This is a genomic window from Hydrogenophaga sp. UC242_53 (assembly GCF_042696965.1).
Classification (GTDB): domain Bacteria; phylum Pseudomonadota; class Gammaproteobacteria; order Burkholderiales; family Burkholderiaceae_C; genus Hydrogenophaga.
Genome location: NZ_CP170552.1, coordinates 282125 through 308924, shown reverse-complemented (window position 1 = coordinate 308924; position 26800 = coordinate 282125). Strand labels below are relative to the sequence as shown.

Below are 26800 nucleotides of genomic sequence, written 5' to 3'. Positions count from 1 at the left end.
GCGGGCGGGCTACACGATGCCGTTGCGGATCGCGTAGACGGTGAGTTCGGCGTTGTTCGCCAGGTGCAGCTTTTCCAGCACGCGCGCGCGGTACACGCTCACGGTCTTGGGGCTGAGCATGAGTTCTTCGGCGATGTCCGAGAGCTTCTTGCCCGAGGCGATCTTCTGCAGGGTCTGCAGTTCGCGCTCGGACAGGCTGGCGTGCAGCTCCTCGCTTTCGGGGGCGTTGAGCGTGTCCACCAGCATCTGCGCCACGTCGGGCGTCACGTACTTGCGGCCCTGCATCACGGTGCGGATGGCGGCCACCAGCTCGGCCGGCTCGCCGGCCTTGTTCAGGTAGCCGCGCGCGCCCGCGCGCAGGCAGCGGATGGCGTACTGGTCTTCCGGGTACATGGAGACCACCAGGGTCTTGACGGTGGAGCCCTCTTCCTTGAGCGTGCCCAGCACCTCCAGGCCACCGCGCCCGGGCATGTTCAGATCGAGCACGAGCACGTCGCACTCGACCTTGCGCATCAGGTCGCGCAGTTCGGGGTAGCTGCCGGCCTCGCCGACCACCTGGATGTCGGTGGCTTCCGAAATGGTGTCGCGGATGCCGCGCCGCACCATGGCGTGGTCGTCACACAAAATCACCTTGATCATGGGGTTCCTCGTCGGCCTGCGCCGCATTGTCCGGGTTGCTGGAAGTCTGCAAGGGTATCGACAGAATGACCGAGGTGCCGCGGGGCGAGGAACTCACGTCGAGCCAGCCGCCCACCTTGACGGCACGCTCGCGCAGGCCCAGCAGGCCGAAGGACTTGGCCTTGCGCAGGGCCTGGGCGTCCAGGCCCTTGCCGTTGTCGGTCACTTCGAGGGTGAGCACGCCTTCGCGGTCGCTCAGGTCGATGTCGACCGAGCTGGCCTCGGCGTGCTTCTGCACGTTGGTCATGGCCTCCTGCGCGGTGCGGTAGGCCACCAGCTGGAATTCGCGCGGCACGTCCAGCGTCTCGGACGAGCGCCGCACCACCACCCGCAGGCCGGTGCGCCGCTCGAAGCCCGAGGCCAGCCAGAGCACGGCGGCGACCAGGCCCTGGTCGAGGATGGGCGGGCGCAGGTTCATCATGATGCGCTGGCTCGCGCCCAGGGCGTGCTGCAGCATCTCCATGGCCGAGCCCAGGTGGCGCTGCACGTCGCCCTGCTCCACGTGCCGGCCGACCCAGGCCAGGTCGAGCTTGACGGCGGCGAGCGCGCCGCCGATGTCGTCGTGGATCTCGCGCGCGATGTCGGCGCGTTCCTGTTCGATGCTGGTCTGCAGGTGCTCGGCCAGTTCGGCCAGGCGGCGGCGCGATTCGGCCAGTTCGGCGTCGGCCGCGGCCTTGGCGCGGCGGGTTTCGCTGATCTCGATGGCGCGCTCGATCACGTGCGACAGGCGGTGCATGCTGTCCTTGAGCAGGTAATCGCTCACGCCCCGGTGCATCACGTCGACCGCCGCCGTTTCACCAATGGCACCGGAGAGGATGACGAACGGGATCTCCAGCTTCATCGCCCGCACCTCGTCCCAGGCGTCCATGCCGGTGAAGCCGGGCAGGTGGTAGTCGGCCAGCACGATGTCGTAGTGGGCGCTCTGCAGCTCGCGGCGGAAGTCCTCCAGCGTGTCCACCAGCACCACCTCGCTGGCGAGCTGGCTGCGCTGCAGGGCGAATTTCACGAGCGCGTGGTCCACCCGCGAATCCTCCAGGTGAAGGATGCGGACAAAGCGCTTGTCCGGGGTTGGAGACGGTCCGCTCATTCTGGTGTTCTCGGGGGATGAATGCCACTTTGCACCCAGGGCTGGGCCGGCAACGCGGAAATTGGTGCTGAATTCGGCCCGTTATCTGTCGATACAGGGTCGGACAGCTGTCGAAAATTGTAATACCCACCCCAGTAGCCGAGCGCCTCACCACCCACCATGGAACTACCGACGATGCAGCAGACCCCGCCGTCTGTCTCCCTGCCCGTGAATCTGGTGGCCGACCTCCAGGATTCGCTGCTCATGGCCATGACGGACCTGCAGCGGCTCGAAGGCCTGCTCGACCACGCCACCAGCAACCTGCTGGAGCGTTTTGGTTCGGCCAACCAGGCCCTGGGCCACCTCAGCGCCGAACGGGGCGAGGAGTTCGGCCCGATCCGCCAGAGCCTGCACCAGGCCGTGACCGAATTGCAGTTCCACGACATCGCGACCCAGCTGATCGTGCACACCGGCAAGGTGCTGCAGAGCTGCGCCTGGCGCCTGGCCGACCAGACCATGGAGCCCGAGGAAGGCGAGGTGCCGATGGACATCGACCCCATGCCCGAGCGCCCCAGCCCGGTGACCCAAAGCGAGATGGACGCCGGGTCCATCGACTTGTTCTGAGCACAGGCCGATTCAAGCCTTTGCCCCAATTGCCGATATTTGATTCCAAACGGAGTAAGCCATGCGATCGATTCTTGCCGTAGACGACTCGGCGTCCATGCGAAAAATGGTGTCCTTCACCCTCACCGGGGCGGGCTACCACGTGGTCGAGGCCGTGGACGGTCAGGACGCCTGGGAAAAAGCCCAGACGCACAGCATCGACCTGGTGCTGACCGACCAGAACATGCCCAACATGGACGGGCTGGGCCTCACGCGCAAGCTGCGTGAGCACCCCAAGTTCAAGTCCGTGCCCATCCTGATCCTGACCACCGAGTCCAGCGACCAGATGAAGCAGCTCGGCCGCGCGGCCGGTGCCACCGGGTGGTTGGTCAAGCCTTTCGATCCGGGCCGCCTGATCGAAGTGATCCAGAAAGTCATCCGCTGATTGAAACGCGCTGCCCAAGAAGCGGCCAAGGAGAACCCCGATGGGTGAAATGATGAACGAAGGCCAGAACCTCGGTAACGACATCGATCTGAGCCAGTTCTATTCGATCTTTTTCGAAGAAGCCGGCGAGAACCTCGACCAGATGGAGCAGATGCTGCTCGCGCTCGACCTGGAGAAGGCCGACGACGAGGAGCTCAACGCCATCTTCCGCTGCGCGCACTCGATCAAGGGCGGTGCCGCCACCTTCGGCTTTGCCGACGTGGCCGAACTCACGCACCAGATGGAGTCGCTGCTGGACAAGCTGCGCCGCCATGAACTGACGCCCACGGCCGCCATGGTGGACGTGCTGCTGGAATCCTCCGACGCGCTGCGCGGCCTGCTGGGCGCCCACCAGGGCCGGGGCGTCGAGCCCCCCGCCACGGCCGACTTGGTCGCGCGCATCAGCGTGCTGGCCCACGGCGAGGACGCCGAAGTCGAAGAAGAAGCCCCCGCGCCGGCCCCCGTGGTGGTCGCGGCGCCCGCTCCCGTGGCCGCCCCGGCGCCGGCCCCCGCACGCAAGGCCGCCAAGGTCGAGCGCGAGCTGGAAATCCACATCGGCCCGCTGGAGAACCCGGCCTCGGCCGACGGCATCGCCGAGCTGTTCCGCGACATTCCGGGCCTGGGCACGGTCGAGGCCCTGCCCTGCGACCTGAGCACGCGCCGCGTCTGGCGCGCCCGCACCTCGGCCAGCGACAGCGACCTGATGGACCTGTTCACCTTCCACGTGGGCAAGGACGACATCCGCATCGTCGAGCAACAGGCCCAACCGGCCGCACCGAACATCACCATCGGCGAAGACGGCGAGCCCATGGGCACCGGCCACCCGAACCCGACCACCGAAGGCCGCGACTACGGCTTCTTCGAAGGCGCTCCCGGCGTGCCGGTGCGCGCCGCCGCCACCGCCGAGGGTGCCACCCCGAAGGCCACCCCCAAGGTGGAGGCCCGCGCCGCCGCCGGTGCCGGCCTCGAATCGAGCACGCTGCGCGTCTCGGTGAGCAAGGTGGACCAGCTCATCAACCTGGTGGGCGAACTCGTCATCACCCAGGCCATGCTCGCGCAGAAGAGCCGCGAACTCGACGACAAGGACAACCAGCCCCTGCTGGCCGGCCTGGCCGACCTGGACCGCAACACCCGCGACCTGCAGGAAGCGGTGATGTCGATCCGCATGATCCCCATGTCCGTGGTGTTCAACCGCTTCCCGCGCATGCTGCGCGACCTCGCCACCAAGCTGGGCAAGAAGGTCGAGCTGGTCACGCAGGGCGAATCGACCGAACTCGACAAGGGCCTGGTGGAGAAGATCACCGACCCGCTGACCCACCTGATCCGCAACAGCTGCGACCACGGCATCGAGATGCCGGAGGAGCGCCGCGCCAAGGGCAAGAGCGAAAACGGCACGATCACGCTGTCGGCCACGCACGAAGGCGGCTCGATCCTGATCGAGGTGCGCGACGACGGCAAGGGCCTCTCGCGCGAGAAGCTGCTGCGCAAGGCGCGCGAGAAGGGCATCGACGCACCCGACACGCTGACCGACACCGAGGTCTGGAACCTGATCTTCGCGCCCGGTTTCTCCACCGCCGAGGAAGTAACCGACGTGTCCGGCCGAGGTGTGGGGATGGACGTGGTCAAGAAGAACATCGCCGCGCTCAACGGCACGGTGGAGATCGATTCGGCCGAAGGCTTCGGCATGCGCGTCTCGGTGCGCCTGCCGCTCACGCTGGCCATCATGGACGGCATGTCGGTGCGCGTGAGCGACGAGGTGTACATCCTGCCGCTGTCCAACGTGATCGAGTCTTTCCAGATCAAGCCGAGCGACATCAACACCATGGCGCAGGGCGCCCAGGTGGTGAAGGTGCGCGACGAATACATGCCCGTGGTCGAACTCGAGCGCGTGTTCCAGGTGCCGCGTTTCGAGTTCAACGGCACCAGCCCCATCATGGTGGTGGTGGAGGCCGAAGGCTCGCGCGTGGCGCTGATGGTCGACGAACTGCTGGGCCAGCAACAGGTGGTGATCAAGAACCTGGAGTCCAACTACCGCAAGGTGCCCAACGTCTCGGGCGCCACCATCCTGGGCGACGGCAAGGTCGCGCTGATCCTGGACACCTCCGGCCTGGTGCGCCGCTCACGCCACTGACCTGAGTCCTTTCGCCCCGCTGCCTGGCGCCCCCCGCTTTTCCTCAGTCAGGACCCCATGCTGCTGCAGACCACGCCCCCGAAGCGCTCCCCCTTGCCCACGGGCCGGGCGAGCGCGCCCGCACCCGAAGACGGCCCCCTGACCGAAGGCCGAGAATTCGTCTGGTCCAACGACGACTTCACGCGCATCAAGGCCCTGATCTACAAGAAGGCCGGCATCAGCCTGCACGACGGCAAACACGCCATGGTCTACAGCCGCGTCTCGCGCCGCCTGCGCGAGACCGGTCACGACAGTTTCAAGACCTACCTTGACTGGCTGGAGCAGCACGACGGCGCCGAGTGGCAGGAGTTCATCAACGCGCTGACCACCAACCTCACCGCGTTCTTTCGCGAATCGCACCACTTCGGCATCCTGAACGACCTGCTGGCCGCCAAACGCACGCAGGCCTGGCGCATCTGGTGCTCGGCCGCCTCCACCGGCGAGGAGCCCTACTCCATCGCCATGACGGCCACCGAGGCGCTGGGGGCTTCAGGCTCATTCCAGATCGTCAACAGCGACATCGACACCAAGGTGCTGGCCACCGCGCAGCGCGGCATCTACAAGGCCGACGGCGTCAAGGGCCTGAGCCCCGAGCGCCTGCAGCGCTTCTTCATGCGCGGCAAGGCGGGCAACGCCGGCCTGATGCGCGTGAAGCCCGAGCTGCAGAAGCACATGGAATTCCTGAGCGTCAACCTGATCGAGAACCTGCCGTTCCGCGAACCCTTCGACGTGGTGTTCTGCCGCAACGTGATGATCTACTTCGACGCCGCCACGCAGCGCGCCGTGCTCGAGCGCATCCACCGCGTGATGAAGCCCGGCGGCATGCTGTTCGTGGGCCACGCGGAGAACTTCAGCGACGCCCGCAACCTCTTCGCCCTGCGCGGAAAGACCGTGTATGAGCGCATTTGACGCCGTGCGCAGCGCGCCCGTCCGCGGGCACGACATCCCGGCTGGACGCCCTCAGAGGGCGCCCCACCAAGCCGGGCGAGGCCAGCTTCTTCTACCAGGACCACCACTTCAAGCACGACGCGGTGAAGGTCCTGCCGGGCGAGTACTACGTGACCGCCGACGACCTGGTGGTGATGACGGTGCTGGGCTCCTGCATCGCCGCCTGCATCTGGGACCCGCGCGTGCGCGTGGGCGGCATGAACCACTTCATGCTGCCCGACGGCGGCAACGATTCGAGCGGGCGCTACGGCTCCTACGCGATGGAACTGCTGATCAACGAGATGATCAAGCTCGGCGCCCGGCGCGAGAGCATGCAGGCCAAGGTATTCGGCGGCGGGCAGGTGATGCACACCTTCACCACCATGAACGTGGGTGAGCGCAACACCGCCTTCGTGCTCGACTACCTGCAGACCGAGCGCATCGCCGTGGTCTCCAAGGACGTGCTCGACATCTACCCGCGCAAGGTGTGTTACTTCCCGGCTACGGGCAAGGCCATGGTCAAGCGCCTGGCGCACTCGCACCCCGAAACCATCGAGACCCAGGAACGCAAGGGCAGCGCGGCCGTCGTGGCCAAGGCCACGGCCGGCGGCTCGGTGGATCTGTTCTAAGGGAGAAAACAACATGGCAAAAATCAAGGTCATCGTGGTCGACGACTCGGCCCTGGTGCGCAGCCTGCTCACCGAAATCATCAACCGCCAGCCCGACATGGCCTGCATCGGCGCGGCCAGCGACCCGCTGGTGGCGCGCGAGATGATCCGCGAACTCAACCCCGACGTGATCACGCTCGACGTGGAAATGCCGCGCATGGACGGCCTGGAGTTCCTCTCGCGGCTGATGCGCCTGCGCCCGATGCCGGTGGTGATGGTCTCCACCCTGACCGAGCAGGGAGCCGAGATCACGCTGCGCGCGCTGGAGATGGGCGCGGTCGATTTCGTTGCGCAAGCCGCGCATCGGCGTGAGCAGCGGCCTGAACGAACTGGCCGGCGACATCGTCGACAAGATCCGCGTGGCCGCCAAGGCCCATGTGAAGCGCCTGGCCGCCGCCCCGGGAACCGCCCAGGCCACGCCCACCGCTGCCGGCCACGCCGCCGAGCCGCCGCGCGCGCCGCTGCCGCGCCTGTCCACCGAAAAGATCATCTGCATCGGTTCGTCCACCGGCGGCACCGAGGCCATCCGCGAGGTGCTGGTGCCCATGCCGGCCGACGCACCGGGCATCGTGATCACCCAGCACATGCCGCCGGGTTTCACCACCAGTTTTGCCAACCGCCTCAACACGCTGTGCCGCATCCGCGTGGCCGAAGCGCGCGACGGCGAGCGCATCCTGCCCGGCCACGCCTACATCGCCCCGGGTGGCCGCCACCTGCGCATCGACCGCAGCGGCTCCAACTACGTGGCCGTGCTGGAAGACACCGAACCCGTGAACCGCCACCGCCCTTCGGTGGAGGTGCTGTTCAAGTCGGCCGCGCGCGTGCTCGGCCCCAACGCCCTGGGCATCATGCTCACCGGCATGGGGGGCGACGGCGCCGCCGCGATGCGCGAGATGAAGGACGCCGGCAGCTACAACTACGTGCAGGACGAGGCCAGCTGCGTGGTGTTCGGCATGCCGCGCATCGCCATCCAGCACGGCGCGGCGCACGAGGTGCTGCCGCTCAACCAGATCGCCAATGCGGTGTTGAACCGGCTGGCCAGCTCGCCCTCGGGCGTGCGGCACCGGATTTGATCGTTCAGACCCGCTCGCTGAGAAGCGTGCCGGCTTCCACCGGCGCGGCGCTGCCGTGGCCGTGTTCGTCGTAGGCCACCAGCTCGGCCATGGCCTCGGGGCCCACGCCATCACCGACCACGTCCAGTTCCACCGCCTCGGCGACCTCGCCGCCTTCGGGCATCACCGGCCAGGGCAGTTGCTCCATCGCCGGCCGGTCCGGGCGGTCCGCTGTCAGGGGCTTGCGCGGGATCATCGAGGCCGTCACCGCCGACAGGTCGGGCGCGGTATCGCTCTGGTTGCCGGGCAGTTCGCTGCCCTTCGCGGGCTCGATGCCCAGCGCGCGGTCCACCACGGCGGCGCTGGCCTCCCACATGCGGGAGAGCACGTTCTGCAGGTGCTCCACCGCCTTCTTGTCCTTGGCCTGGCGCTGTTCGGCCACCTGGGCGGCTTCCTGCTGGGCCTGCCGCTGGGCGGCCACGTCCTGCGGCGCCGCTGGCACACCGGAGGCGCTGCGCGAAGCCGGCAGCGCGGCGGCGTCATCGTCGGTCGCCGCGGCGCGCCCGTCCACGGCCGCGCGGGCGGCGGCAGCGGCCTGCGACGGCGTGGCGGTGCGGCCTTCGCGGCCAAAACCGGTCTGGGCCTTGCCGTCGTTGCCGCCCGCCTGCACGGGCTGCACGGCGGCGACCGGCGACACCGGCGCGACGGCGGTGGACACCGGCGTCGGCCAGGACACGGCAGTGGTGCTCGAAATGTTCAGCATGGGCTTCCCCTCACGGCGGCCACCGGGCGAGACAAGCCCGGTGTTCTTGCCGGGTTTTCGGCCGGGAACACACGAACTTGAGAACTTTCTTCGCCTCCCGGCGCGCGGGGCCGACAGACGGACGGGCCGATGGGCGGCCGCCTCAGACGCCGCCGGTCGGGTGCGTCGGGTCCACCCAGAGCACCTGCTCGGGTTTTTCCACCGGTTCGATGTCCAGGTTGACCGCCACCGCCTGCCCATCGCTGCGGCAGAGCACGCACTCCAGCGCCTCGGTGGGGCTGGCGTTGATTTCCTGGTGCGGCACGTAGGGTGGCACGTAGATGAAGTCGCCCGGGCCCGCCTCGGCGGTGAACTCCAGCTGTTCGCCCCAGCGCATGCGCGCCCGGCCGCGCACCACGTAGATCACGCTCTCCAGCGGGCCGTGGTGGTGGGCGCCGGTCTTGGCATCGGGGTGGATGGTGACGGTGCCGGCCCAGAGTTTCTGTGCGCCCACGCGCGCGAAGTTGATCGCGGCCTTGCGGTCCATGCCCGGGGTGGAGGGCACGTTGCCGTCGAGCTGGTTGCCCGGGATCACGCGCACGCCGTCGTGTTTCCAGTCCGGGTCGGCAGGGTGATCGGGGTCATGGGGCGCGTGGGGATGGTGCTCGTGGGCCATGGCGGGTGTCTCCGAATCGCGGGTCTTGAGTGTGCCAGTCTGCGCGCAAGGGCGCATGGCGGGAAAATGCGGGGTTCGACCCCACGTTGTCCGGAGAAACTGCCTTGCCCTTGCCCACCCCCGCTCCCCGCACGCCCATGCACACCCGGCGCGTCACCTACCAGGGCTTCCGGCGCGACGACGGCCTGTGGGAGGTGGAAGGCGAACTGCACGACAGCAAGCCGCACGACATCGAGATCCACGACGAAGGCCGTTGGCTGGCGGGCGAGCCCATCCACCACATGCGCCTGCGCGTCACCTTCGACGAGGGCATGGTGATCCGCGCGGTCGAGGTCGCGATGGACGCTTTTCCGCACGGTCCGTGTCCCGAGGCCATGCCCAACCTGCAGCGCATGGTGGGTGAGGTGCTGGGGCGCGGTTGGCGCCAGACCATCCAGCGCCACCTGGGCGACGTGCAGGGCTGCACGCATTTGCGGGAGTTGCTGTTCAACCTCGCCACGGCGGCCTTCCAGACCTGCGCGGGCGCGGGTGCGTTCGCGCCCAAGGGCGATGGCCGCCCACCCGCGCACCTGGGCCAGTGCGTGGGCTGGGATTTCAATGGACCGGTGGTGGAGCGGGTGTATCCGATGTTCTTTCGCTGGCAACCGCCGGTCTCGTCGTCTGTGACTTCCTAGCCGCTTCATTCGACTGCATCGCGGGCGCATGGGCCTTTGGCGCTCTGCTCCGCGGGTGTCCCCCGGCGGCTGGTGCCGCCTCCTCCTTTACCCCGCTGCGCAGAACGCCAAAGGCCCATGCGCCAGAAGGGATGCTGGATCGCCCATTCGCCGTGTGCCAATGAGGTCGTCGGTGCCCAGGGGGCGCGGCGCAGCGAAGTGAAGGAGGAGACCCGGCGAAGCCGGGTCGGGGACATTCGCGGAGCCGCTCCCCCTGGGCGCCGATGACCGGTGCAACGCTTTGGCCCCCACCGAAACAAGGCGTGTCACATGGCGCCCTGACTGCGTTACGCTGACCCCATGAAAGCCGCTCACGAACCCCGCCTCGCCCGCGTGGCCGCCATGGTGGCCGACCCGGCGCGCTCGCGCATGCTGTCCTACCTCATGAGCGGCGAGTTCGCCAGCGCGGGCGAGCTGGCCAAGGCGGCCTCGGTGACCCCCGCCACCGCCAGCGGCCACCTCGCCCAGCTGCTGGACGCGCGTTTCGTGGTCTGCGAGCCACGCGGGCGGCACCGCTACTACCGGCTGGCCGACGCCGACGTGGCGCACGCGCTCGAAGCGCTGGCCCTGGTGGCCGAACGCGACGTGCACGACCAGGCCTGGGCCCATCCCGAGCGCCAACGCCTGCGCTACGCCCGCTGCTGCTACGGCCACATGGCGGGGCGCCTGGGCATCCTGCTGCACGACGCCCTGCAGACCCGGGGCGCGCTGGCGGCCCAGGCCGGCGGCTACGCCCTCACCGAGGCCGGGCACACGTGGCTGTCCGACCACCTGGACCTGCAGCCCGCGCCACCCCGCGCCAGCCGGCGCTTTGCCTACCCCTGTCTGGATTGGTCGGAACGGCGCGACCACCTGGCCGGCCAGCTGGCCGACGACATCCTCCAGCACCTCACCACCCAAGGCTGGCTGCGGCGCGGCGGCGGTCGGGTGCTGGACCTCACGCCCAAGGGGCAGCGCGAACTGCTGCCCCGGCTGGAGCAGGCGGCCGGCCGCGCGGCCTGATGGGCCTCACACGCCCTGGAAAGCCATCGGGTCGCGGCCGCTGCGCGTGAGTTGCGAGCGGCGCGAGAGGTAGGTGACCGCGTTCAGAAAACCCGTGCAGCGCACGATGCCCACATCCAGGTCGGCCACACCCACGCTGAGCGGCAAGGCCTGAGCCCAGCCTTCGAAAGGGCCCGGGTACGGCGCCAGCGCGTAGAACTTCTCCGTGGCGGTGCGCCAGTCGAGCGGGCCCACGCGTTCGAGCAGGTAGAGCAACCAGGCTTCGGTGGGCGACAAGCGGTAGAGCGTGAAGCTCACGTTCGGCGCATGCGCGGGCGCGCAGGCATACCGCGGCGCCTCCTTGGGTTCGGTGCGTGTGCTGGGCCCATAGAACAGCGGCGGCGGGCGGGTGTCGACGACGGTGGCCGGGCCACCGGCGGCATCGGCCATGGCCAGCCAGTTGGCATAGATCTGGCGGCCGCGCGCTTCCAGCCGCGCCTGCGCGGCCGCGACCAGGCCCAGCGTGTCCGGGTGGTGGACCCAGGCCAGTTCCCCGTGCTGCGCCAGGTGTTGCTCGGCCGCGTGGCGATCGCGCAGCACCGAGGCCGGCGGCAGGCGGCAGCGAAACACCAGCTGCGCGCAGCCCGTGTCGGGGGGTGGCGGTTCGGCCTCGCCGACCGTCACGAACAGGTGCAGGTCCGCGCCGGTGTCGAGCCGCGCGCGCGCCACCGGTTCGTGCAGCGCCGCCTCGGACAGCCATTGCAGCGCGCCCATCGCCTGGGCGCCCCATTGCACGTCTTCGTGCACGTTGATCAGGGCGCGCACGATCGCCACCCGCTGCTGGTACGGCGGCAGCGAGAGCGCGCCGGCCTCGCCCCGGGCCTGCAGGTGTTCGAGCATGAAGCGGCGCAGCATGCTGGCCGCCGCCGCCGCGCATTCGGGCCGCTCCTGCGAGGCCTCGTGCGCGAAATGCCATTCGTTGGCGGCCCCCTGGCGCGCCACCAGGGCGCTGCCACACACCGGGCACCGGCAGCCGCAGTCGGCCCCGCGCTCGACTTCGCCGATGAAGCGAAGCGCGCCGGAGGCATCGGGGGCGGCAAAGAGCAGGGTCACGGGCAGGGGTGTGGAACGGGAAGTAAAGCCGAAGGGGGGATCGGTGAACGAGCGAAGAGCCGGCCTGGGCCGGCTCCTCGGTGCGGCGGTGCCGCCGGCGTCAGTCGGGTGCCGCGTCTTCGGGCACCTTCACCAGGGTCACGGGCACGGGCGAGCGCTGCACCATGTCCTGCGACACCGAGCCCAGCACGGCCGAGCGCAGGCCGCCGCCGCGCGTGCTCATGATGACGGCGTCGCAAGCATGGCCTTCCAGGATCTCGGCCAGCCGGTGGGCCGGGTCGCCGCTGGCCACGGCCGACTCGACCTGCAGGCCCGCGGCGCTGAGCAAGGCGACGGCCGGGCGCACGAGGTCGCGCCCGGCGGCCTCGCTCACCTGCTGCAGGACCGCCGGGTCGTGCGCCACCACGAGCTCGTAGAGGTTGGCCGACTCCTGCACGTTCGCCACCACGAAGCGCGCCTTCAGACCGGCGCCCACGAGCCGCAGCGCGTGGTGCACGGCCAGCAGGGCGTGCGAGGAACCATCGACGGGGATGAGGATTTTCAGCATGGTCTTTCCATTCCTTGTCTTGTGGTCAGTAGGGCCGCTCGTTGAGCACGCACCAGTACAGCTCGATGCGCTCGGCCACCTCGATGAACTTGCTGAAGCTCACCGGTTTCTCGATGTACGAGCTCACCCCCAGATCGTAGGCGGACTTGAGGTCGCTGTCCTCCCGCGACGATGTCAATATCACCACGGGGATGCTGCGAAAGCGCGGATGGGCCTTGAGCTGCTGCAACACCTCCAGGCCGTTGACGCGCGGCAGGTTGAGGTCGAGCAGGATCACGGCGGGCAGGGCCTCGCCGGCTTCCCAGCGGGGCAACCAGGCCAGCGCCTCCTCGCCGTCGCGCGCGACATGGATGGTGTTGGAGAACTTCTTCTTGTTGAAAGCCCGCAGGGTGAGGTCCATGTCCATCGGGTTGTCCTCCACCAGCAGGATGGACGGCAGCGGTTTGGCGGCGCTCATGACGGAAACTCCAGATAGAACGTGGCGCCCTGGTCCGGTGCGCTCTCGGCCCACACGCGGCCACCCATGCGCTGCACCGCCTTGGCCACCAGCGCCAGGCCCACGCCGGTGCCGGCGTAGTCCTCGGCGCGCTGCAGGCGCTGGAAGATGCCGAAGATGCGGTCGTGGTACTTCATGTCGAAGCCCACGCCGTTGTCGCGCACCCAGAGGATGCGCCGCCCCGCTTCGCTGCGCGAGCCGATCTCCACCCGGGGCGGCTGGCGCCCCTGGCTGAACTTGATGGCGTTGCCGACCAGGTTGCGCAGCACCACCGCGAGCCCCTCTCGGTCCAGCTGCAGGGTCATGGGCTCGAGCTGCAGGCGCAGCTCGGTGCGGGCGGCCGCGATGTCGGCCGCGTGGCCTTCGAGCACCAGGTCCAGCAGCGGGCGCAATTCCACCGCCTGGTGTTCCATGGTGCGGCGCTCCATGCGCGAGTAGTCCAACAGGTCCGAGATCAGCGCGCCCATCTGCTGCACGCCGCGCCGGATGCGGCCAATGAACTGCCGGCCTTCGTCGTCCAGCCGCTCGCTGTGCTCTTCCTGCAGCAACTGGCTGTAGCCGTCGATGCCACGCAGCGGCGCCTTGAGGTCGTGCGAGACGGTGTACGAGAAGGCTTCGAGTTCGCGGTTGGCCGCGCTGAGCTGCTCGGTGCGCTCGGCCACGCGCTGCTCCAGCCGGGCGTTGATGCGCTCCAGGTTCATCTGCGCCTGCTTGATCTGCGTGATGTCGAGCAGGGTGCCGCTGTAGTGGTGGCCGGCGTTTTCCGCCAGCGCGCGGCATTCGACGCCGCCCCGGAACCAGCGCTCGGGCCCGAGCGAGGGGTGGCGGCGGAACTCGGCGTGCAGGCGGCCCCGGTTGCTCGGCAGGGCGCGCATGAAACGCGCCACGCGCTCGCGGTCGTCCGGGTGCAGGCAGTCGAGGTAGTCCTTGAGGGTGGGCGGCGGGCCCTGCGCGATGTCGCGGCCGATGTTGCGGTACATCTGGCGCGACCACCAGATGTGTTTGGTGTGCGAGTCGTACAGCCAGCTGCCCAGGCCGGCCATGGCCTCGGCCTGCTCCAGCAGGCCTTTCTGGTCGCTCAGGGCCTGGCTGGTCTGCAGCCGCTCGGTGATGTCCTGCACGATGGAGAACAGGTGCTTGAGCGCGCCGTCGGGCTCGCGCACCGCGCGCACATGGATCTCGGTGTGCACGAAGCTGCCGTCCCGGCGCACGAAGCGCTTGTGCATCTGGTAGCTGTCGGTCAGGCCGGCCTTCATGCGGTCGAGCAGCGCGAGGTTGCGCTCCAGATCGGGCGCCGGGGTCATCTCGGACCAGGTCCGCTGCAGCAGCTCCTCGCGCGGATAGCCCAGGATCTGGCACAGCCGGTCGTTGACCTGCAGCCAGCTGGTGCTGTGGGGCGAGGAAATCGCCATGCCGATCAGGGGCAGCTCGTAGAACAGGCGCTGGAACTCGGCCTGCTCGCGCTGCGCGATCTGCGCTTCCTTCTGCACCGTGATGTCCAGCAGCACGCCACTGATGGCCGTGACCTGGCCTTCGGCGTTGCGGGTGAGCGCGCTGCGGTCGTCGATCCAGATCCAGCGGCCATCGGCGCAGCGCAGGCGGTATTCCTGGCGGTAGGTGTCCGGCCCGCGCTTCAGGTAGCCGTCGATCTCGGCGTTGACCTGGCCCACGTCGTCGGGGTGGATCAGGTCGTCGTAGGTCATGCGGCCCTGCAGCAGCGGCTCGGGCGCGTAGCCCCACTGGGCGATCGAGGGACTCACGTAGCGGATCGGGCAGCCGATCACGTTGTCCCACTCGATCACCACCAGCGGCGAGCGGTCCACCACGTCGTTCATGCGCTGCAGCTGCGCGTGGCTGGCCTGCAGGCGCTCGGCCATGCGGTCGGCGGCGGCGCCGATCAGCGCGAGTTCGTCGCGCCCCTGCAGCCCGGTGCGCGCCTGCAACTGGCCTTCGCCCATGGAGGTCAGGGCACGGGCCAGCTGCTCGGCGCGCCGGAACCAGACCCAGTGCAGGAGCAGCGCGAGCAGGGCCACCAGCACGAGCAGGACCAGGCTCTCGCGCAGCACCTGCGAGCGCATGCCCACGAAGCGCACGGCCATGGGCTGGCTCAGGTCGACGACGGTGAGCAACTCGTGCCCCGGCTCCAGCGCCGCCCGGCCAAACAGGAGGGATGAACCGGCCGCGCGCCCCACCTGCAGGGTGGCGCCGGCCATGGGCTCGGCCAACAGGGGTTTCACGCCCTCGAGCTCGGGGTAGAGACCCTGCAGATCGGCGAACGGCAGGCCGATGTCGGTGCGCATCAGCGACGCCAGCACCACGCCGCGCGCATCGATCAGGTAGGCGTGCTGCATGCCGCTGTACAGGCCCAGCCCGCCCACGAGCCGGCGCACCAGCAGCGTGTTGGCGTTGCCGGTCTCGGCGCTCAGCCGGCTCTGCTCCACACCCAGGCGTTCGCGCAGGCGCCGGGTCTCGCTGTCGGTCACCTGCTGATCGACCTCGCGCCACTGCATCGCCAGGTTGACGCCCGTGGTCGTGAGGGCGAAGGCGGCCAGCAGAAAAGGCGCGAGCCAGCGCGCGGGAAGGGAGAGCAGGCGGGTCACCGGCTTCATGGCAAGGGCCCCGCGGTCGGTGCGCGCAGCGCCGGTGTGGTGTCGATCAGCGCGGCCCAGTTGGGGGCCGAGCGCAGCACCCCGAGTTCCACCAGCAGGCGGGCCACGCCCTCGCCCTGCTGCGCCAGCGGGGGTGGGTTGCCGGTGAGCATGGCCAGCGACTCCTCGGGTGAATAGAAGCGCAGCCCCCGCTGCACCGCCTGGTATTGCGCGGGTGTCAGGTCGGCGCCGGGCGCCAGCGAGGTGGCCGCGCCACCCGGGTCCAGCCGCATCACGTTGAGGCCGGCGGCCCAGGCCGCCATCAGCGCGTCCACCGCCTCGGGGCGCTGGCGCAACACCTCGCCCCGCACCACCAGCACGTCGACGATCTCGCCCGGCATCTGGCGGCTGTCGAAGATGGCGCGGTAGCCCAGGGCCTGGATCGGCCCGTCGATCGGCGCGTAGCTCACCGCCGCGGCCACGCGGTCGCTCAGCAGCGCCGTCTTGTGCTGCGTGGCGTCCATGCGCAACACGGTCACGTCCTCGCGCCGCAGGTTCGCCTTGCGCAGCAGGCGTTCGAGCATCAGCGTGCCCACGGTGGCGTCTTCCACCGCGATGTGTTCACCGCGCAGTTTCTGCAGACTCGTGATGCGCGGCGCGGCCACCACCACGTCGGCACCGGCCGAGGTGTCGAGCAGCGCGACGATGCGCACGTCGAAGCCGCCGTCGACCAGGCGCAGGGCCTCGTCCATGGTGAGGCCCGCCGCGTCCAGCAAACCGTTGCGCAGATGGCGCAGGGCCTCCGCGCTGGAGATGAGCTCCACCACCTTCACCTGCTTCGCATCGGCCAGGCCCCGGTCGCGCGCGAGCACCAGCGGGTCGTAGCCGACCCAGGTGTTGAGACCGACCACCAGCGGTGGCTGGGGCGGCTCGCTGCAGGCCATCAGACCCGCCAGCGCGCCCACACAGGCCAGCCAGCCCAAGGCCGCGCGGGCGCGCAGCCACCACCCGAGGACAGCACCCTGTCCAGCGAGCCTCCCTTCGAGTCCCGAATTGCTCCGCATCCCATCTGCCATCAAAACATTCTGTCACCATCAAGGGCGGTTTCGGACCATCCCTTGGCCACGACAGGCCGCAAAACTGAACTTTTGCCCGCTTTGCCACCCCCACTGCGCATGATCGACCTCCACGGCCTATCCCTGCACGACCTCCTGGGGCCCGCGCGCATCGACGTACTGCGCCCGATGAGCCTGTCCGTTGCCTGGGCGCCCAGATGCGCCTGAGCCCGGCGCCACTGCCGCACCGCAGGGGCTGACGCCGTGGCACGCCGGCGCGCCACGTCCACCTGGGTCAAGGCCTTCAACCGCAACCTGCGCGCGATGGCGCGCGCGGCCCGACAACTGCCGCGCGCCCCCCGGGTGGCGCGGGCCAAGGCGACGCGCGGCGTTGCGCACCGGCCCGGGCGACTGGCTGCCCGGCCTGGCCCTGGGCCCCGGCGGCGCGCGGCGCTACCGGCTCTACCGCCCGCCCGACCTGCCTGCCCAAGGGAAGGTGCCGCTGCTGGTGATGCTGCACGGCTGCGGCCAGGACAGTGCGGGCTTCGCGGCCAGCACGCGCATGAACGCCCTGGCGCGCCGCGAAGGTTTTCTGGTGCTCTACCCCGAGCAGGACCGCCTGGCCCACCCCCAGCGCTGCTGGAACTGGTACGACACGCGCAGCGGCCGCGCCCAGGCCGAGGCCTCGCTCATCCTCGCGATGATCGACCAGGCCACCCTGCTCTACCCGGTGGACCCCGCGCGCATCGCGCTGGCCGGCCTCTCGGCCGGCGCTGGCATGGCGGCGCTGCTGGCCACGCGCGAGCCCGCGCGCTTCCAGGCCGTGGTGATGCACTCGGGCGTGGCGCCCGGGGTGGCCGAATCCACCGCCACCGCGCTCGCCGCCATGCGCGGGCGCCGCCTGCCAGCGCCGCCAGGCGAAGCGCCCGCCGCCCCCGCGGCCGAGCGCTGGCCACCACTGCTGGTCATCCAGGGCGGCAGCGACGCCGTGGTCTCGCCCAGCAACGGCGCGGCCGTGGCGCGGCTGTGGGCCGGGCAACTCGGCGCCACCGCCGGCGCGCCCCGCGAACTGCGGCGTGGCCAGCGCCACCCCATGACGGTGACCGATTTCAAGCAGCGCGGCCGCGCCCTGGTCAGCCTGGTGGAGGTGCCCCGGCTGGGCCATGCGTGGAGCGGCGGCACGGCCAGCCAGCCCTACAGCGACGCCCGGGGGCCCGATGCCTCGCGCATGGCCTGGGCCTTCGTCTCGCGCCAGTTCCGCCGGATGCCCGGCACGGAAACGCCCACGAAACCTGCCACACTGGACCGATGAGCAAACACACCCGCCACGCGCCCAAGGCCGTCGCCAAGGCCCCGGCCCCCGCCACCGCCCCCGTGCTGGTGGACCCGCTGTTCCTGGCCGCGCCCCAGGTCTCCACCTTCGTGGGCACCCAGCCGCTGACCAACGCCAGCGGCTTCTTCTTCGAGCGCGACGCGCGCCTGTACCTCGTCACCAGCCGCCACGTGCTGATCGACGAGGCCACCGACCACCGGCCCGACCGCATCGAGATCGGCCTGCACATGGACGCGGTCAACCTCACGGTCTCCACCGGCTTCTCGGTGCCCTTGTACGTGGACGGCCTCGCCGTCTGGCACCAGGGCGAGGACAGCGGTGGTGAGATCGACGTGGCGGTGATCGAACTCGACCGCGGCGCCTTCCCCGCCGAGGCCGTGGTGCGCGCCTTCACACCGGCCCACCTGCAGACCGCCTTCGACGCCGTGCCCGCCGACACCTCGCTGATGGTGGTGGGTTTTCCGCTCGGCTTCCACGACGTGGTGCACCACCTGCCGGTGCTGCGCCACGCGGCCATCGCCTCGCCCTTCGGCATCCGCTTCCAGGCCCAGGGCTTCTTCCTGACCGACGCGCGCACCCACCGGGGCACCAGCGGCGCGGCCGTGGTCATGCGCGACACCCAACCCACACCCGCCACCGCCGCCCTGCCCTGGAAGCTGCTGGGCGTGCACTCCTCGCGCATGGACATGGGCAACCGCGACCTCGTGCTCGACGAGTCGCTGGGCCTGAACTGCGCCTGGTACGCCGACATCCTGCTCACCCTGACCGAACCCGCCACCGCCGAATGAACCCGCTGCCTCCTGTCCGCCCCGCCGTCCTCGCCAGCCCCGACTACCCCTTCTCCCCGATCACGGCGCCCATCAAGCTCGACCAGAACGAATCCTTCGCCGACTTCCCCGACGAACTGAAAGGCCTCGCGCTCGAGCGCCTGCGCCAGCTGCCCTGGCACCGCTACACCGACCTCAACGCCGAAGCCCTGTGCGAAGCGATGGCGCGGCACGAAGGCTGGTCGCCCGAAGGCACCGTGGTCACCACCGGCAGCAACGTGCTGATCGCCCTGCTGATCCAGCTCAGCGCGCTGGGCGGCGGGCGCGTCGTCACCGTCAAACCCAACTTCGCGCTCTACGGCCTGGACGCGGAACTGCTCGGCGCCACCCTCACCGAAGTGCCGCTGCGCGACGACACCTCGATCGACATCGATGCCGTGATCGCCGCCCTGGGCACCTCACCGGGCCCCGCGCCGCAGGGCGTGATCTACCTGCCCCGCCCGCACGCGCCCACCGGCTCGCTGTGCGAACTCGACGAACTGGAGCGGCTCGCGCAGGCCAGCGGCCACGGCTGGCTGCTCGTCATCGACGAGGCCTACCACCACTTCACCGAACACGATGCGCGCGAACTCGCGCGCCGACACCCGCACGTGGTGCTGCTGCGCACGCTCTCCAAGGCCTGGGGCCTGGCCGGCCTGCGCATGGGCTACGCGCTGGCCTCCGACGGCGTGGTGCGCCAGTTGCGCAAGCTGGTGCCGCCGTTTGGCGTGTCGGTGCTGCAGACGGTGTGCGCGCAAGTGGCGCTGGAGCACCCCGGCTACGTGAAAGAGCGCGTGGCGCAAACCCTGCGCGAACGCGAGCGCCTGTTCACCGCCTTGCAAGGCCACCTGAGCTGGCGGCCCCTGCCCTCGCACGCCAACTTCCTGCTCGTGCGCACACCCGACGCGGCCCAGGCGCATGCGCAACTGCTCGCCGGCGGCGTGCTGGTGCGCCGGCAGGACCGCCTGCACGGCCTGCAGGGCTGCTTCCGCGTGACCGTGGGCACGGTGGAAGAGAACGATGCGTTCCTGCGCGCGGCTGGGTTGATGGCCTAGGAAGAGACTCACTTCCCTTGGTTGAACGTGAGAAGGCAGGCGTGTTCAATTCTTTTGCCTCTTTCTCAAATTTTCTAAACCGATGAGAAAAAAGGCCTCGTAGACCACCGGCACCGAGAGAATGCGCGCACCCCGAAAGGCCCATCCAGGGCCAAGGGATCTCTCGGAGAAGCCCATGATTCAGAGAAGCGCCATTCTGGAAGAACTGCAACGGAGCACAGCTCTGTACCGGCCCTCGTGCGCATGAGGAGGGGCATCCAGCGTGCGCCGGACATTGAGCGCTTTTCAAGTCGCTGCATTGCTCGTGTCGGCGAGCTACGGCATCGGATTCCTGTTGGGCTCAGGCGAAATGGCGATGACCTATGGCATGGGCGGCAGCATCTACGGCCTGGCCACCGCCTTCGGCATGCTCTTGCTCACTTTTTTTGCGGCCCGGTTGTGGCGATCCGGCATGTCCATCTGGGACTTCTTTGGGGCAGCCTTTGGGGAACGCTCCAGACAGGCTGTGGCCCTCTTGTCGGTGATCTGGATGGCCGGGGTGCTGGCGGCACAAATCCATGGTGGCGTTGCCATCCTCAACCTGCTGGGATTGAGCGCGATCGCAGCCTACGCGCTCGTGTTGCTATGCATCCTGGTTGCATCCCGGCTGAATTTGAGGACCGCCTCTGCCGTGCTCTCTGTCTTCTTGTTGGCAAGTGGCGTGGTTCTCGTCCTCGCATTGATCAATGGCAACGGTGGCGCCATCTACCTGAAAAGCCCACAGAGGTTCATCGCTGACGCGCCCTTGCTGGGCATTGGCGCCATGGTGTCCATCTCGGTCGCGGTTGCCGCGCTGGTGTGCACGGGCGCCGACTACCACCAGTTCCTTCTGGCGGCCAGGCGAGCCTCTGGCGCCGTGTGGGGTTGCCTCATTGCTGCGGGGTGTCTGATCGCCGTGAGCTTTCTTCCCGCGTCGGTCGTGCTCGGGTTCAAGGAAGGCGGCCATCTCACGAACCTCTCCGATGCGAAACAGATCATCCCGTTCATCTTGGCTCAAGAGGTCGGCCATCTCGGTGCGGCCATCGGCAGCACGCTGTTGTTGGGTTTGTCTGCCGCCGCACTGGGATCGGGGGCCGCCATCACGCGAGCCATGACCGAAGCGTTGGACTCGGCAACTCAAGGCATCGAGTTCGTCAGCGGCATCCGGGCGAGTCTTGTCGCACTGGGAATGGCAACAGCGCTGGCCGCACGCGGGCAAGGGATCGTCGCCACGATGGTTTCTGTGAACGTGATCTACATCGGCAGCATCGCGATCGTCTTCGTCGCTCTGCTTGCGAACTGGAAGCTGACCGCATCACAAGCCTCCCTCATCATGGGGACTGGCTTCGTGGCTTCTGCTGGTGTCTACCTGTTGGCGTGGGCGGGGGCTCGTTTCACGGACGGGGATCTCGCTTCGCTGCTGGCTGGATTGGTTGCATCCGCCTCCGTTTTTTGCATTGTCGCCATCGCGGGGAAGCTCAGAAAACTGCCATCCTGAGTGCCTCTATTTCGACGGTTCCTGCGCCAGCGTGGCGCGCGCGGCGTTGACAACAACGCGCGTCATCTCCTGAAAGACAGGCGGCTCGACTTCCCATCGATGCCAATAGAGAACGACCTTCATGACTTGACCCGGGGTCAGCTCGATCAACGTGGACATCTCGACATCACCCTTCGCCTGCTCTGCCGGCAGGAGGCCATAGCCCGCCCCTCTCAGGATCGCTTCGCGCAAAGTGTTCGGAGCCGGAAGATAGTGCTTCACATACCGTGCAACCTGAAAGCCGAACACCTTCTCCAGAAAGTCGTCGTGCAGCGAGTCCTTCCTGTTGAAGAGGACGGCGGGTGCATCCAGCACGGCCTGAAGGCCAAGCCCATTCGGAAAGTGTCGGGCCGAGAACTGCGGCGTGGCGTAACACCGGTACTCCATGTGTCCCAGCGGCTCGGCAACGAACCCGGGCATGGCATCCGACTTGGTGGAGATGCACCCGATCACCTCCCCCTTGATGAGCCGTTCCATGGTGTGATCCTGGTCATCGATCACCAACTCCAGCGCGATGCGTTTCGTCTCAAGAATCCGCCAAAGCGCTTGAGAGAACCACGTCGCCAAAGAATCGGCATTGACGGCGATCGCGACCGGGACCGCCTTCTTCTCGCAGCTCGTGGGCACCAGATCGGTCAACACGGCTTCCTCAATCAGTCGAAGCATCTTGACGTGGCGCATCAGTGTCTCACCGGACGACGTGGGAACCACGGGCTTGGCGCGCACCAGGAGCACGTTAGAAAGCGAGTCCTCCAGCGCCTTGATGCGCTGTGACACTGCACCCTTGGTCACGTTGAGCACCGCGGCAGCACGATCAAAGCTCCCATGCTCGACGACCGACGCAAACGTCTCCAATTGCTCTCTGTTCAGCATCAACCTCTCTCCTCGCCTGTACAGTCAACGGTCTCGCACCGGTGCACCCTCCGCGATGCCTCGCTACTCGACGGACTCGAACCGGTTTGCACCATGCAGGAAGCGGAAGGCCTGACGGCCATCGTGCCCAAGGAGCAGGCCCAGGCGCTGGGCATCGCCTTTCAATTCGAGTCCGTTTTGATCACCTTGTCCGTGCACTCCTCGCTGGCAGCCGTGGGCTTTCTCGCGCGAGTCTGCAGCGTGCTGGCGGCGGCATCGATCCCCTGCAACGTGGTCTCCGGCTTTTATCACGACCATCTGTTCGTGCCGTCCGACAAGTTGTCCGAAACGCTCGCCGCGCTGGGCCAGCTCTCGCGAAAAACCGCGCAGACCTAAGTGCCTGCGTCGCCCACCTGGGTTCGCTCGAACGGCGTCAGCGCGTTGAGCTGCTCCCACAGGTAGACGCAGGATGGTGCCAGGCGAAGGCCCGCCGCACGGTGATGCCGATGCGGCGGTCCACTTCGTGCAACGTCACCGGCACCCGCACCAGCGCGCCACTCGCCAGGTCTTCCTGCACCTGCAATGGCGACATCAGCGCGATGTGGTCGCTCTTCATCAGCAGCGCGCGCACCAGCGGCGGGCTGTTGGCGTGGAACGAGGCCTGGGGCAAGGGCGCGCCGGCGGCGCGGAACGCACGCTCGAACGCGGCATGGGCCGGCGTGTTTTCCAGCGGCGCGATCCAGGCCTGGTGGCGCAACTGGCGCAGGGAGCGCAGCCGCCCCGCCGAGGCCAGCGCATGGCCCTGGCGCACCACCGCGATCAGCGATTCCCGGAACAGCTCGCGCTCTTCCAGCTCGGGCGCCACGAGCTCGCCGCGCAGGGGACCAAGAATCATGTCGAGGTCACCGGTCTTGAGCTGCCGGGCCATGGCGTCGTAGGTGCCGTCGCTCACGGTCACCACCACCTTGGGCATGCGCTGCAGCAGCCCGGCCAGGGCGCGCGGCGCCAGCGAGGTGCTGGCCATGGGCAGCACGCCCAGGTGCAGGCGCCCCGTGGCCTCGCCCCGGTAGGCGGACATCTGTTCCTGGAGCACGCGCAGGATGTTGAGCACGCGCTTGAGCGGCGCCAACACCCGCTCGCCGTCGCGTGTCAGGCGCAGGCCCCGCTGGGTGCGCTGCATCAAGGCGCGGCCATAGGCCTGGTGCAGGGACCGCAGCTGCTGGCTGACCGCCGGCTGCGACAGGCCGAGCGAGCGCGCGGCCAGCGTTTCGTTGGTCAGCTCGGTGCAGGCCACGAAGCAGCGCAGCATGGGCACCGTGAGCACGCGGAACAGGCTCTCCACCTGGCGCCGCAGGGGCTCCGGCCGAGGATCCTGCGGGGTGCTTTCCGAGGCGCTCAGCACCAGCTCGGCGCGCATGGCCGCGCAGCCGCGCACCACCGCCAGCCCGGCGGTCGTGCACACCATGCCCCGGGTGCCGCGCTCGAACAGGGCCACCCGCAAGGCCTGCTCGGTCTGCTGGATGGTGCGCGAGACGGTGGAGGTGGAGCAGTGCAGGGTCTGCGCGGCCACGGCCGCGCTGCCACCTTCGTGCGTGGCTTCCACGGTGCGCAGCGCGCGCAACCGGGTCAGCGGGTCGTCGTGTGGGTCCATGCTGTCATAAGCAGATTGCAATTCGGGCCAAGCATATTGCAGTTGTGGCGCCGGCGGCCAGCCGCGACACTGGGTGGCGTTTCAACCCGTTCTCCTATAAACAGAATCTCATGACCTTTTCAGTCCCCGGATCACCCGGCGCCAACTGGTGCTGCGCCACCGCCGCCGGCCTGGCCGTCGGCCGCGCGCAGGCTCAGGCCTCCTTGCCCAAGACCATCAAGCTGGTGGTGCCCTTCCCCCCCGGCGGCTCCACCGACATCCTGGGGCGCGCGATCGGCGCGCGGCTGGCCACGCAACTGGGCATCACGGTGGTGATCGAGAACAAGGGCGGCGCGGCCGGCTCGGTGGGCGCGGGCGAGGTGGCCCGCATGGCACCGGACGGCGCCACGATCATGATGGGCCACATCGGCACGCTGGCGATCAACCCCTCGATCTACCCCAAGCTGCCCTACGACCCGGTCAAGAGCTTCGCCCCGCTGGCGCTGGTGGCCCGCGTGCCCAACGTGCTGGTGGTCAACGAGAAGTTTCCCGCCACCGACTTCAAGGCCTTCATCGCCAAGGCCAAGGCCGAGCCGGGCCGGCTCAACTACTCGTCGGGCGGCAATGGCAGCGCGGCCCACATCACTTTCGAGTACCTCAAGCAGGAAGCCGGCATCTTCATGCCGCACATCCCCTACCGGGGCGCGGCGCCGGCCGTGAGCGATGTGCTGGGCGGCCAGGTGGAGGCGATCTTCACCGGCTCGCCGGCCCTGATCGCCCACATTCGCAGCGGGCGCCTGCGGCCGCTGGCGGTCTCCAGCCCGCAGCGCATGCCGGCCCTGCCCGACGTGCCCACGGTCGCCGAGAGCGGCTACCCCGGCTTCGACGCCGACCAGTGGTACGGCATCGTGGCCCCGGCCGGCCTGCCCGCGCCGCTGATCGCGCTCTACAACAGCGAGATCAACAAGGCCCTGACCTCGCCCGAGGTGGCGCGCGCGCTGGCGATCGAAGGCGCCGTGCCCACGCCCACCACGCCGCAGGCTTTCGCGCAGCTGATCGCGCGCGAGATTCCCCGCTGGGCCAAGGTGATCCAGCGCGGCAACGTGAAGGCCGACTGACCATGACCACCTCCACCCGGCGAGATTTCCTTCTTTGGGGTGCGGCGAGTGCCACCGCGCTCGCTTTCGGCTCGGCCTGGTCGCAGGGCAGCGGCAACCTGGGCACGGCGCCCCTGCCCACCCAGGGCTGGCGGCGGTTCTCGCTCGGTTCGGCCGAGGTGCTCGCGCTCAACGACGGCGTGGTGCGCCGCCCGCTGGGCGAAGAGTTCGTGCGCAACGCGCCGCTGGAGCAGGTGAAAGCCGTGCTGGCCTCGCAGCAACTGCCCACCGAGTACATCGACGTGCCCTACAACGCCTTCCTGCTGATCGTGGGCGGCAAGCGCTGCCTCATCGACACGGGTTTCGCCGACAACGGGCCGCCCAACACCGGGCGCCTGCTGGAGAACCTGCGCGGCGCCGGCCTGGGCCCGGCGGACATCGACACGGTGTTGCTGAGCCACCTGCACGGCGACCACGTAAGCGGCCTGCGCCGCAAGGACGGCGGCCTGGTGTTCCCGAACGCCACGGTGCTGGTGCCCACGCCGGAGTTCGACTTCTGGATGGACCCGAAGCGCCTGGAAGCGGCGGCGCCGGGCGCCAAGCCGGGCTTCGTGAACGCGCGCCGCGTGCTGGACGGCTACCCGGCCGACAAGCTGCAGCGCTTCACACCCGGAGACCGGTTGCTCGGTGCGGTGGACAGCATCGCCGCCTACGGCCATTCACCGGGGCACACGCTGTTCTCGCTGCGCGGCTCGAGCGCGAACTTCACCTACCTGGCCGACGCGGCGCACTACCCCGCGCTGTTCACCCGCAACCCGGACTGGCAGGTGCAGTTCGACATGGACCCTGAACTGGCCCGCGCCTCGCGCCGCGCGGCATTGGCGCGCGCAGCGGCGGACCAGGGCATCGTGGGCGGGTACCACTTCCCCTTCCCGGCGTTCGGCCGCATCCAGGCCGAGGGCAACGGCTACGCCTTCACGTCGGCGTAGCCACCAGGGGCGGCGTCAGCCCTTGGCGACCTCGTGGTTGGCCATCAGCTCCAGCGCCTTCACCAGCGCCGAGTGATCCAGGTCGGCCAGGCCGTTCGCGGCGCAGGCGCCCATGAGCTGGGCGGCGCTGGCGGTCTGCGGCAGGCCCACGCCGAGTTCCTTCGCGCCCTGCAGCGCGAGGTTCAGGTCCTTCTGGTGCAGCTTGATGCGAAAGCCCGGGTTGAAGGTGCGCTTGATCATGCGCTCGCCGTGCACCTCGAGAATGCGGCTGGCCGCGAAACCGCCCATCAGCGCCTGGCGCACCTTGGCCGGGTCGGCACCGGCCTTGCTGGCGAACACCAGGGCCTCGCTCACCGCCGCGATGTTGAGCGCCACGATGATCTGGTTGCGCCCCTTGGTGGTCTGGCCGTCGCCGTTGCCGCCCACCAGCGTGATGTTCTTGCCCATCAGTTCCAGCAGGGGGCGCACGCGCTCGAACACGGCCTCGTCGCCACCGCACATGATGGTGAGCGAGCCGGCCTTGGCGCCGACCTCGCCGCCGGACACTGGCGCATCGACGTAGTCGCAGCCCAGCGCGTTGATCTTCTTCGCGAATTCCTTGGTGCGCATGGGCGAGATCGAGCTCATGTCGACCACCACCTTGCCCTTGCTCAGGCCTTGCGCCACGCCGTTCTCGCCGAACAGCACGGCCTCCACATCGGGCGTGTCGGGCACCATGGTGAAGATCACCTCGGCCTCTTTCGCCACGGCGGCGGCGTTCTCGCGGCGCACGCCACCGGCGGCCTGGATGGCTTCGGGCACCTGGCTGCGCGTGTGCACGTACAGCGAGTGGCCGGCGTTGACGAGGTGCAGGGCCATGGGCGTGCCCATGATGCCCAGGCCGATGAATCCGATCTTCATGAAACTTCCTTGAAAAGAGGGGTG

26 protein-coding genes and 1 pseudogene are annotated in these 26800 nt (G+C 68.9%); 15 read left to right on the top strand and 12 right to left on the bottom strand.

Annotated elements, in window-relative coordinates; translation table 11 throughout:
* Positions 1 to 9 precede the first annotated feature (9 nt).
* A complete protein-coding gene (locus ACFJI0_RS01590) occupies positions 10 to 639 on the bottom strand; it encodes a response regulator (RefSeq protein ID WP_382161880.1) in 630 nt (209 codons plus the stop codon).
* On the bottom strand, positions 617 to 1765 hold the full coding sequence (locus ACFJI0_RS01585) for a response regulator (protein ID WP_382161883.1): 1149 nt from the start codon (positions 1763 to 1765) through the stop codon (positions 617 to 619). Before ACFJI0_RS01585 ends, ACFJI0_RS01590 begins: the two co-directional genes overlap by 23 nt.
* A gap of 159 nt (positions 1766 to 1924) precedes the next feature.
* Here ACFJI0_RS01585 and ACFJI0_RS01580 point away from each other — a divergent pair, with 159 nt between their 5' ends.
* From ACFJI0_RS01580 to ACFJI0_RS01555, 6 genes and pseudogenes are all read left to right on the top strand, one after another.
* Positions 1925 to 2368 carry a hypothetical protein gene (locus tag ACFJI0_RS01580; protein ID WP_382323215.1) on the top strand — a complete coding sequence of 148 codons (444 nt, stop codon included), beginning with the start codon at positions 1925 to 1927 and terminating at the stop codon, positions 2366 to 2368.
* 61 nt (positions 2369 to 2429) lie between these two features.
* Entirely contained in the window at positions 2430 to 2792 is a 363-nt protein-coding gene (locus tag ACFJI0_RS01575) for a response regulator (RefSeq protein WP_291113599.1), read from the top strand.
* A 40-nt stretch (positions 2793 to 2832) separates the two neighbouring features.
* Positions 2833 to 4962, top strand: a complete 2130-nt coding sequence (locus tag ACFJI0_RS01570; protein ID WP_382323214.1) for a chemotaxis protein CheA — start codon at positions 2833 to 2835, stop codon at positions 4960 to 4962.
* Between the two features lie 57 nt (positions 4963 to 5019).
* Positions 5020 to 5910 carry a CheR family methyltransferase gene (locus ACFJI0_RS01565; RefSeq protein ID WP_382323213.1) on the top strand — a complete coding sequence of 297 codons (891 nt, stop codon included), beginning with the start codon at positions 5020 to 5022 and terminating at the stop codon, positions 5908 to 5910.
* A 41-nt stretch (positions 5911 to 5951) separates the two neighbouring features.
* Positions 5952 to 6557, top strand: coding sequence for a chemoreceptor glutamine deamidase CheD (cheD, locus tag ACFJI0_RS01560; RefSeq protein WP_382325873.1), 606 nt, complete (start codon positions 5952 to 5954; stop codon positions 6555 to 6557).
* 13 nt (positions 6558 to 6570) lie between these two features.
* Positions 6571 to 7669: pseudogene (locus ACFJI0_RS01555) on the top strand (chemotaxis response regulator protein-glutamate methylesterase).
* Positions 7670 to 7673: 4 nt separating this feature from the next.
* Here ACFJI0_RS01555 and ACFJI0_RS01550 read toward each other — a convergent pair.
* Both ACFJI0_RS01550 and ACFJI0_RS01545 read right to left on the bottom strand, forming a co-directional pair.
* Positions 7674 to 8411, bottom strand: a complete 738-nt coding sequence (locus ACFJI0_RS01550) for a hypothetical protein (protein WP_382323212.1) — start codon at positions 8409 to 8411, stop codon at positions 7674 to 7676.
* Positions 8412 to 8553: 142 nt separating this feature from the next.
* Entirely contained in the window at positions 8554 to 9066 is a 513-nt protein-coding gene (locus tag ACFJI0_RS01545) for a cupin domain-containing protein (protein WP_382323211.1), read from the bottom strand.
* Between the two features lie 104 nt (positions 9067 to 9170).
* On the opposite strand from ACFJI0_RS01545, the gene ACFJI0_RS01540 reads away from it, so the two are divergent.
* Together ACFJI0_RS01540 and ACFJI0_RS01535 are read left to right on the top strand one after the other, a co-directional pair.
* Positions 9171 to 9740: a DUF2889 domain-containing protein gene (locus tag ACFJI0_RS01540; RefSeq protein WP_382323210.1), complete on the top strand. Its 570-nt coding sequence runs from the start codon at positions 9171 to 9173 to the stop codon at positions 9738 to 9740.
* Positions 9741 to 10079: 339 nt separating this feature from the next.
* The gene (locus ACFJI0_RS01535) at positions 10080 to 10781 is read left to right on the top strand and encodes an ArsR/SmtB family transcription factor (protein WP_382323209.1); all 702 of its coding nucleotides are present in this window, start codon (positions 10080 to 10082) and stop codon (positions 10779 to 10781) included.
* Between the two features lie 6 nt (positions 10782 to 10787).
* Here the strand turns inward: ACFJI0_RS01535 and ACFJI0_RS01530 are convergent, their stop codons facing one another.
* The 5 genes from ACFJI0_RS01530 to ACFJI0_RS01510 form a co-directional block, all read right to left on the bottom strand.
* The gene (locus ACFJI0_RS01530; RefSeq protein ID WP_382323208.1) at positions 10788 to 11873 is read right to left on the bottom strand and encodes a hypothetical protein; all 1086 of its coding nucleotides are present in this window, start codon (positions 11871 to 11873) and stop codon (positions 10788 to 10790) included.
* Positions 11874 to 11973: 100 nt separating this feature from the next.
* Complete coding sequence (locus ACFJI0_RS01525) at positions 11974 to 12420, bottom strand: universal stress protein (protein ID WP_291118152.1); 447 nt, start codon at positions 12418 to 12420, stop codon at positions 11974 to 11976.
* A 25-nt stretch (positions 12421 to 12445) separates the two neighbouring features.
* A complete protein-coding gene (locus ACFJI0_RS01520; RefSeq protein ID WP_382161916.1) occupies positions 12446 to 12877 on the bottom strand; it encodes a response regulator in 432 nt (143 codons plus the stop codon).
* Positions 12874 to 15525 (bottom strand): PAS domain S-box protein, encoded by a 2652-nt coding sequence (locus ACFJI0_RS01515; RefSeq protein ID WP_382323207.1) that lies wholly within the window; start codon positions 15523 to 15525, stop codon positions 12874 to 12876. Before ACFJI0_RS01515 ends, ACFJI0_RS01520 begins: the two co-directional genes overlap by 4 nt.
* Positions 15522 to 16487 carry an ABC transporter substrate-binding protein gene (locus ACFJI0_RS01510; protein WP_382323206.1) on the bottom strand — a complete coding sequence of 322 codons (966 nt, stop codon included), beginning with the start codon at positions 16485 to 16487 and terminating at the stop codon, positions 15522 to 15524. Before ACFJI0_RS01510 ends, ACFJI0_RS01515 begins: the two co-directional genes overlap by 4 nt.
* Positions 16488 to 16950: 463 nt before the next feature.
* On the opposite strand from ACFJI0_RS01510, the gene ACFJI0_RS01505 reads away from it, so the two are divergent.
* The 4 genes from ACFJI0_RS01505 to ACFJI0_RS01490 all read left to right on the top strand — a co-directional run bounded on the left by ACFJI0_RS01505 (position 16951) and on the right by ACFJI0_RS01490 (position 21269).
* A complete protein-coding gene (locus tag ACFJI0_RS01505; RefSeq protein ID WP_382323205.1) occupies positions 16951 to 17871 on the top strand; it encodes an alpha/beta hydrolase family esterase in 921 nt (306 codons plus the stop codon).
* Positions 17868 to 18680 carry a trypsin-like peptidase domain-containing protein gene (locus tag ACFJI0_RS01500; RefSeq protein ID WP_382161927.1) on the top strand — a complete coding sequence of 271 codons (813 nt, stop codon included), beginning with the start codon at positions 17868 to 17870 and terminating at the stop codon, positions 18678 to 18680. The genes ACFJI0_RS01505 and ACFJI0_RS01500 overlap by 4 nt, the downstream gene beginning before the upstream one ends.
* The gene (locus ACFJI0_RS01495; protein WP_382323204.1) at positions 18677 to 19753 is read left to right on the top strand and encodes a pyridoxal phosphate-dependent aminotransferase; all 1077 of its coding nucleotides are present in this window, start codon (positions 18677 to 18679) and stop codon (positions 19751 to 19753) included. The genes ACFJI0_RS01500 and ACFJI0_RS01495 overlap by 4 nt, the downstream gene beginning before the upstream one ends.
* Before the next feature lie 262 nt (positions 19754 to 20015).
* On the top strand, positions 20016 to 21269 hold the full coding sequence (locus tag ACFJI0_RS01490; RefSeq protein WP_382323203.1) for a hypothetical protein: 1254 nt from the start codon (positions 20016 to 20018) through the stop codon (positions 21267 to 21269).
* Positions 21270 to 21275: 6 nt separating this feature from the next.
* On the opposite strand, the gene argP is transcribed toward ACFJI0_RS01490, so the two are convergent.
* The gene (gene argP / locus ACFJI0_RS01485; RefSeq protein ID WP_382323202.1) at positions 21276 to 22181 is read right to left on the bottom strand and encodes an HTH-type transcriptional regulator ArgP; all 906 of its coding nucleotides are present in this window, start codon (positions 22179 to 22181) and stop codon (positions 21276 to 21278) included.
* On the opposite strand from argP, the gene ACFJI0_RS01480 reads away from it, so the two are divergent.
* The gene (locus tag ACFJI0_RS01480; RefSeq protein WP_382323200.1) at positions 22134 to 22556 is read left to right on the top strand and encodes an ACT domain-containing protein; all 423 of its coding nucleotides are present in this window, start codon (positions 22134 to 22136) and stop codon (positions 22554 to 22556) included. The two genes, argP and ACFJI0_RS01480, sit on opposite strands and share 48 nt — an antisense overlap.
* 37 nt (positions 22557 to 22593) lie before the next feature.
* On the opposite strand, the gene ACFJI0_RS01475 is transcribed toward ACFJI0_RS01480, so the two are convergent.
* Positions 22594 to 23811 carry a LysR substrate-binding domain-containing protein gene (locus ACFJI0_RS01475; RefSeq protein ID WP_382323199.1) on the bottom strand — a complete coding sequence of 406 codons (1218 nt, stop codon included), beginning with the start codon at positions 23809 to 23811 and terminating at the stop codon, positions 22594 to 22596.
* Between the two features lie 110 nt (positions 23812 to 23921).
* Between ACFJI0_RS01475 and ACFJI0_RS01470 the strand changes: the two genes are divergently transcribed.
* Complete coding sequence (locus ACFJI0_RS01470) at positions 23922 to 24908, top strand: Bug family tripartite tricarboxylate transporter substrate binding protein (protein WP_382323198.1); 987 nt, start codon at positions 23922 to 23924, stop codon at positions 24906 to 24908.
* Between the two features lie 2 nt (positions 24909 to 24910).
* On the top strand, positions 24911 to 25876 hold the full coding sequence (locus ACFJI0_RS01465) for an MBL fold metallo-hydrolase (protein WP_382323197.1): 966 nt from the start codon (positions 24911 to 24913) through the stop codon (positions 25874 to 25876).
* A gap of 15 nt (positions 25877 to 25891) precedes the next feature.
* On the opposite strand, the gene glxR is transcribed toward ACFJI0_RS01465, so the two are convergent.
* Entirely contained in the window at positions 25892 to 26776 is an 885-nt protein-coding gene (glxR, locus tag ACFJI0_RS01460; RefSeq protein ID WP_382323196.1) for a 2-hydroxy-3-oxopropionate reductase, read from the bottom strand.
* Between the last annotated feature and the right edge of the window lie 24 nt (positions 26777 to 26800).

Excerpts from the sequence above, each read along its gene's own strand:
- ACFJI0_RS01590 (WP_382161880.1), bottom strand. The coding sequence starts at position 639 with ATGATCAAGGTGATTTTGTGTGACGACCACGCCATGGTGCGGCGCGGC.
- ACFJI0_RS01585 (WP_382161883.1), bottom strand. The coding sequence starts at position 1,765 with ATGAGCGGACCGTCTCCAACCCCGGACAAGCGCTTTGTCCGCATCCTT.
- ACFJI0_RS01580 (WP_382323215.1), top strand. The coding sequence starts at position 1,925 with ATGGAACTACCGACGATGCAGCAGACCCCGCCGTCTGTCTCCCTGCCC.
- ACFJI0_RS01575 (WP_291113599.1), top strand. The coding sequence starts at position 2,430 with ATGCGATCGATTCTTGCCGTAGACGACTCGGCGTCCATGCGAAAAATG.
- ACFJI0_RS01570 (WP_382323214.1), top strand. The coding sequence starts at position 2,833 with ATGGGTGAAATGATGAACGAAGGCCAGAACCTCGGTAACGACATCGAT.
- ACFJI0_RS01565 (WP_382323213.1), top strand. The coding sequence starts at position 5,020 with ATGCTGCTGCAGACCACGCCCCCGAAGCGCTCCCCCTTGCCCACGGGC.
- ACFJI0_RS01550 (WP_382323212.1), bottom strand. The coding sequence starts at position 8,411 with ATGCTGAACATTTCGAGCACCACTGCCGTGTCCTGGCCGACGCCGGTG.
- ACFJI0_RS01545 (WP_382323211.1), bottom strand. The coding sequence starts at position 9,066 with ATGGCCCACGAGCACCATCCCCACGCGCCCCATGACCCCGATCACCCT.
- ACFJI0_RS01535 (WP_382323209.1), top strand. The coding sequence starts at position 10,080 with ATGAAAGCCGCTCACGAACCCCGCCTCGCCCGCGTGGCCGCCATGGTG.
- ACFJI0_RS01525 (WP_291118152.1), bottom strand. The coding sequence starts at position 12,420 with ATGCTGAAAATCCTCATCCCCGTCGATGGTTCCTCGCACGCCCTGCTG.
- ACFJI0_RS01520 (WP_382161916.1), bottom strand. The coding sequence starts at position 12,877 with ATGAGCGCCGCCAAACCGCTGCCGTCCATCCTGCTGGTGGAGGACAAC.
- ACFJI0_RS01515 (WP_382323207.1), bottom strand. The coding sequence starts at position 15,525 with ATGAAGCCGGTGACCCGCCTGCTCTCCCTTCCCGCGCGCTGGCTCGCG.
- ACFJI0_RS01500 (WP_382161927.1), top strand. The coding sequence starts at position 17,868 with ATGAGCAAACACACCCGCCACGCGCCCAAGGCCGTCGCCAAGGCCCCG.
- ACFJI0_RS01495 (WP_382323204.1), top strand. The coding sequence starts at position 18,677 with ATGAACCCGCTGCCTCCTGTCCGCCCCGCCGTCCTCGCCAGCCCCGAC.
- ACFJI0_RS01480 (WP_382323200.1), top strand. The coding sequence starts at position 22,134 with ATGCTCGACGACCGACGCAAACGTCTCCAATTGCTCTCTGTTCAGCAT.
- argP (WP_382323202.1), bottom strand. The coding sequence starts at position 22,181 with ATGCTGAACAGAGAGCAATTGGAGACGTTTGCGTCGGTCGTCGAGCAT.
- ACFJI0_RS01475 (WP_382323199.1), bottom strand. The coding sequence starts at position 23,811 with ATGGACCCACACGACGACCCGCTGACCCGGTTGCGCGCGCTGCGCACC.
- ACFJI0_RS01470 (WP_382323198.1), top strand. The coding sequence starts at position 23,922 with ATGACCTTTTCAGTCCCCGGATCACCCGGCGCCAACTGGTGCTGCGCC.
- ACFJI0_RS01465 (WP_382323197.1), top strand. The coding sequence starts at position 24,911 with ATGACCACCTCCACCCGGCGAGATTTCCTTCTTTGGGGTGCGGCGAGT.
- glxR (WP_382323196.1), bottom strand. The coding sequence starts at position 26,776 with ATGAAGATCGGATTCATCGGCCTGGGCATCATGGGCACGCCCATGGCC.